9 protein-coding genes are annotated in these 5,113 nt (G+C 61.1%); 8 read left to right on the plus strand and 1 reads right to left on the minus strand.

Annotated features, from left to right (window positions below):
- Nucleotides 1–202: hypothetical protein (locus tag ACOSYY_RS18820; RefSeq protein ID WP_421664412.1), on the plus strand; the 202-nt coding region annotated here is incomplete at its 5' end.
- Between the two features lie 582 nt (nt 203–784).
- Here ACOSYY_RS18820 and ACOSYY_RS18825 read toward each other — a convergent pair.
- Nucleotides 785–1,153 carry a hypothetical protein gene (locus ACOSYY_RS18825; RefSeq protein ID WP_421664413.1) on the minus strand — a complete coding sequence of 123 codons (369 nt, stop codon included), beginning with the start codon at nt 1,151–1,153 and terminating at the stop codon, nt 785–787.
- 127 nt (nt 1,154–1,280) lie between these two features.
- Here ACOSYY_RS18825 and ACOSYY_RS18830 point away from each other — a divergent pair, with 127 nt between their 5' ends.
- The 7 genes from ACOSYY_RS18830 to ACOSYY_RS18860 form a co-directional block, all read left to right on the plus strand.
- Nucleotides 1,281–1,964, plus strand: a complete 684-nt coding sequence (locus ACOSYY_RS18830) for a hypothetical protein (protein ID WP_421664415.1) — start codon at nt 1,281–1,283, stop codon at nt 1,962–1,964.
- A 149-nt stretch (nt 1,965–2,113) separates the two neighbouring features.
- A complete protein-coding gene (locus ACOSYY_RS18835) occupies nt 2,114–2,329 on the plus strand; it encodes a hypothetical protein (RefSeq protein ID WP_421664417.1) in 216 nt (71 codons plus the stop codon).
- A gap of 11 nt (nt 2,330–2,340) precedes the next feature.
- Nucleotides 2,341–2,550, plus strand: coding sequence for a hypothetical protein (locus tag ACOSYY_RS18840; protein WP_421664419.1), 210 nt, complete (start codon nt 2,341–2,343; stop codon nt 2,548–2,550).
- A complete protein-coding gene (locus ACOSYY_RS18845) occupies nt 2,547–2,819 on the plus strand; it encodes a hypothetical protein (protein ID WP_421664421.1) in 273 nt (90 codons plus the stop codon). The genes ACOSYY_RS18840 and ACOSYY_RS18845 overlap by 4 nt, the downstream gene beginning before the upstream one ends.
- Before the next feature lie 116 nt (nt 2,820–2,935).
- Entirely contained in the window at nt 2,936–3,382 is a 447-nt protein-coding gene (locus ACOSYY_RS18850; protein ID WP_421664423.1) for a hypothetical protein, read from the plus strand.
- Nucleotides 3,383–3,446: 64 nt separating this feature from the next.
- Nucleotides 3,447–3,632, plus strand: coding sequence for a DUF2997 domain-containing protein (locus ACOSYY_RS18855; RefSeq protein WP_421664424.1), 186 nt, complete (start codon nt 3,447–3,449; stop codon nt 3,630–3,632).
- Nucleotides 3,633–3,704: 72 nt separating this feature from the next.
- Nucleotides 3,705–5,113, plus strand: a 1,409-nt coding sequence (locus tag ACOSYY_RS18860; protein WP_421664426.1) for a Ycf46 family AAA ATPase, incomplete at its 3' end; no start/stop codon positions are given.

Consider the following 5,113-nt stretch of genomic DNA (forward strand, 5'->3'; position numbering starts at 1 on the left):
AACGGGCCCAAGACGACGAGCGTCATTTGCTCCCTCTGCGGACGCAAAGACGAAATCTCGGCAAGCCAACTCCACGCTGCAAGTCGTCCCCGCTGCACAGTTTGCGGCGGTCCTCTCAATCGGACAATCGACGAACTGGGCGCTCGTGGCCGAGGGGCGTGATCCCGGTCCACAGCCTTTGCTGGCAACCAAGTCACGATAGACACGATGTTCAGCGGTGCAAGGAACCCCCGATACTCGGTTCGGGAACCCTTGGTATCGACGCAAGTCGGTATGTAATGAGGCCTTCGGGCCGCGCTCAACCCAAAGACCCGCTCCTTCGTGCGACCCAAATTCTTGCGGCATTCAGCCGCGCTCTAGGGGGCGGTGCGCTTCCGCAGATACAAGCGAGAAAGCGTCGAGCCAGCAGAACAAATGGACGTCCCAACACGCCGGGACCAATCGACGAAATCGAAGGCGAACGACGTCCGACACGCCTACCTATCTTACCAGACCGAAAATCGTGAAAAATAGGGATGGCTGTACCAATAGCGATTTTGGCCGCCAGTTGGGGCCAGAGCCCCCCGGGCGATTTCGCCGTAAGTCGTTACGGGATGGGAGCTTGCGATAAGCTCACCGAATGGCGAGCCTAATTGCCTATCTTTCCACGTTTGTCGAGTGTGAATCAGCCTAGTTTCCCCCACAATTGCAAGCGTGCTTCACGTGCGAAGGGGGCATCGTGTTAGGCTGCGGCGTCTACGCTGATCGGCTGCGGCGTTCGGGCTGATTGTTCGCCGCTTGCGTCTCATGTCGTGCGTCGTGTGTCTCTCGGCGGTGAATAGGGAAAGCGGTTGCGGGTGAATACGGTTGTGGGTTCGGTCTGTGTCGGCGTGAGGCGGCGCCGGGGTTGGTGATTGTTCGGCGTGGGTTTGCTGATCTCGGTTTGCGGGTTTGCCTTTTGCTTTCCCTGGCGGTGACGATTTGCCGGGTTTGGCGCTAGTCGTTCGCCGATTCTCCCGCGTTCGTAAATGTCCAGTTCATTCGCAGCCGTGAATTCTTCCAAGATTTTTCGGCGTGCGTCGTGAGGCGTGGTTTCATCGGCTGCGGTTGCGGTTATCGGCTGCGGTTTGCATCGGCTGCGGGGGATGATCTCGGAAAACTGCTCTAGTCTCACTGATGGCCGGCCGATATGTTTTGCCGGGCCGCGACTATCTCGGCATGGTCAATGCCGGTCTGCGGTCTGTGTTTGGTCTGCTGCTGCTACCACTGCGGCGGGCCGTCTTCTATGGGAGTCTGATTCTATGGGTTCTTCTAATCCTGCTGCTGTCGTTGCGCCGGTCGTTCTCGGTCCTGGTATGTCGGCCGTTGAAGCGGTCCAGTATTTGCGCGAGGGGCGCACTGATCTGGAAGCGTTGCGGGCGTGGGCCATGTCTACGGTCGTCGAGATGACGAAAGAAAACTCCATGGCGCTCATGTCGTCGGGACTGAGCATTCCCGATTTCTGCGAGATTAACGAAAAGCAGAAAGAGTTTGCGAAGGGTACGGCGCGAACGGTCGGCGGGTTTCGGATTACCTTCTCCAAGCCGGGGCGTATCGTGTTGAACGGGCTCAAGCCCAACTCGAACGAAGCCGGCAAAGGCGGGTTTGATTTCGCCGTTTTCCCGGGTGAGCTTTCGCGCCTCTGCGATGGTCTGCCGTTGGTGCTCGAATCCATGCTTGATGCGGCGGGGAAGATGATTCCCGCCGGAACGAAGGTCAAGGTCGTCTCGAAGGAGTGGGAAGCCGGCCGCGCCGCCGGGAAGACGGAAGCGCAGTTGAAGACGGCCGGCGTCGCCAAGCTCGTCGAGGTCGTGCATCCTCGCGCCGGTCAAGAGTCCGTCAATTGGGGCGATTGCGACAAGCCCGCTACGGTCGCCAAGCTGCGCGGCGTGCTCGAAGCGCTGCGGGCCGTTAAGCCGACGGGCGATGCGGTCGCCAAGTCCTAGGCGCTGCGGCGTGTGACGTGCGCCCCATCGGCAATCTGCGGACTGCTGAGGGGGCGTTGTCGTGCGCCGGGCGTTGTGTCCGGTGGTTTCGTGTTCCGGTCGTGCGCTGCCTACCATCGGCGCGCGGCTGATTTCTTGGGAGTCCTAGCATGTCGCGTTTCTCTCATGTGCTCTTGTCGTCTGCTGCTGCACGGGTGCGCGGTCCGTCCTATCGGCGCGGCGATGAGCCGGCGCGGGTCGTCTCGCCGGCGCGTCTGCAATTCGTGCTCGAATATTGCCGCGCTGCTGATGCGCCGGCGTCCGATTTCCGATTCTTTGCCGCTCACCGCATTTGGCAGAATGCGGAGTCAATCGGCGTCGTGTAGTCGTCTGCGGGATGATCTCGTCTTTCTCTGCGCCCCTCGTCGACGTGTTCGGCGGGGGACGCGGGCTCTACGAATACGAGAGCGAGGCGACGGCGCGCTTTCGTAAGAGCATTGCCGACGATTGGCGTGAGTGCCGTCAATTGCTCGTGAAGAACGGTTACATTCCGCGTCGCGTGGTTTCCATCATTCGGGGCGAACAACCGGAGTCGTTGCGGGTATGAACGACCGATTGCAGAGCGAGCCGCCGCGTCCCCCGCGTCCCCCTGCGCCACGTTTCGGCGAAGGGGCGGCGCTGGTCGACGTGCGGCCTGGAATCCTGGGCGACTTCATTCGCCTGGGCGGGTTAAAGTGTCCGTTGTGCGGGGGCGACGTCGCTTCCGAGGACTGGATGCAGGACGGGCGTACGATCACCATGTCGTGCGCTTGTGAAACCTGCGAGTTCACGTGCGTCGCCGAGTTTCGACTGGTCGATGCCGAGATTCGCCGTTAGTCGTTAGTTCCGTGGAACTGCCGTCTGAATGAGGGACGGCGGTTTTCGATTCGGGTATGGTAGCCGGCGAGCAGTTTTGCCGGCCCGACAATCTCACGATGTTCAGGGAGTTGCGTATGTCTCACGTCGTTACGATCAAATGCGAGTTGCGGGATCTCGCCGCAATCGAGGCCGCGTGCAAGCGTCTCGGTTGGACGTTCAAGCGTGGTCAGAACAAGTTCGAGTGGTACGGCACGTGGGTTGGTGACTACAGCGGTCAGGATGCCGCGTACATTGCCGCCGACATCAAGCCGGAAGATTACGGGAAGTGCGATCACGCGATCGGCGTGCCGGGCGCCAAGTACGAAATCGGGCTCATCGCTCGTGAGGGGAAGTTCCTGCCCGTGTTCGACAACTGGTCGAGCGGCGGCTTGAAGGGACTCACCGCGGCTAACGGTCTCGGCGGTTTCATTCAGGCCTATAGCGTGGAGAAGTCCAAGAACGAACTGCGTCGCAAGGGGTATTCCCCCGTCGAACAGACGCGTGCCGACGGTTCCATCGTCATCACCGCGACGGCCGTGTAGCCTCGCAGCATGTCCGGTTATCCGTCGTTTTGAGTCGAATTTGTCAAGTTATCACGAGGCCGCCATGCAGAAGATCGAAGTCGTCGTCACGCCGCAAGGCGAAACAACCGTCACCACCGTCGGATTCAAGGGTAAGTCGTGCCAAGATGCGACTAAACAGCTTGAGCAGGCGCTGGGCATCGTCCAGAGCGAGCAGAAGTTGCCCTCGTTCTATCAGACCGAAGGCGCGTCGCAGCAAGCGCGTCAGTAGGTTTCCGTTTGCAATCGTTTGACCATCTGCGTATTGTCACCACTACCACGTTACCAGGGAGTTCGTATGGCTATGGCTACCACCGTTCGCACCGCATTGCAGACGCGTTTGACGGAATACGTCGACGCGTGTTTCACCGGCATCTACGTCCAGACGCACGAGTTCGACGAGGCGATTCGCGAGATCCGTGAAATCGCTCCCGACAACAAGTGGGACGTGCTGACGTTCGACATGGACCGCGGCTTGAGCCGTGGCCCGGGGAAGGCGGATAACAACCCCGATCCGATCAACGCCGTCCGCGTGCTGGGCGATACCCGCTCGTATCAGTCGGGCGGTTCGACGTTGCTCGTGGTCCCCGCGTTCAATCGCTTCCTCGGCGACATTTCGCTGATGCAGACCGTGCAACGCGTCGTGTCCGAAGGGAAGGAATTCCGCACGTTCGTCGTGATCCTCGCCCCGAGCGTCCAACTGCCCGTCGAGTTGGAGAAGCAATTCGTCACGATCGAACACTCGCTGCCCGATCGTGAGACGCTGCTGGCCGTGATGCACGGCGTTGCGTCCGACGACGACATTCCGACCGACGACGCGGAGTTGTCCAAGCTGCTCGATGCCGCGTCCGGTCTGACCCGCTACGAAGCGGAAGGCGCGTTCTCGTTGTCGCTGGCCCGTCACGGCAAGCTCGACGTCAGCGTGTTGTGGGAACTCAAGCAGGGAATGCTCAAGAAGACGGGCACGCTCGAACTGCATCGCGGCGGCGAATCGTTCGACGACCTGGGCGGACTCGAAGGCCTCAAGACGTTCTGCAAGCGGGCGTTGCTCTCGGCGAGCACGAAGGCCAAGGCCAAGGGCGTGTTGCTGCTGGGCGTGGCGGGCGGCGGTAAGTCCGCGTTCGCCAAGGCGCTCGGCAACGAGACGTCCCGTCCGACCGTCATGCTCGACTTTGGTGCTCTCATGGGCGGCTTGGTGGGTCAGACCGAAGAGAATACCCGCCGTGCCCTCGCTGCGGTCGACGCGATGGCGCCGTGCATCCTCTTCTGCGACGAGATCGAGAAGGGATTGAGCGGTGCGACGGGCGGCCACAACGGCGATAGCGGCGTGTCGAGCCGCATGTTGGGCACGCTGCTCACGTGGTTGAACGACCACACGTCGGACGTGTTCTTCGTCGGCACGTGCAACGACATCAGCAAGCTCGCTCAAGTCTCGGCCGGCGCGTTCACTCGTGCCGAACGCTTCGACGGGATCTTCTTCATCGACTTGCCGTCGCCCGAACAACGCGACGTCATTTGGGATATGTACCTCAAGGCGTTCGACATCATCGACGACGAGACGCTGAGCGAAGTCGACGACCGCGATTGGACCGGTGCCGAGATCAAGTCGTGCTGCCGTCTCGCTTCGCTGCTGGGCGTCACGCTGGTCGAAGCGTCCAAGAACGTGCAACCCGTCGCCAAGTCGGCCGCCGAGTCGATCGCCGCGTTGCGGGC

Source organism: Nitrospira sp. BLG_2, from assembly GCF_049222245.1.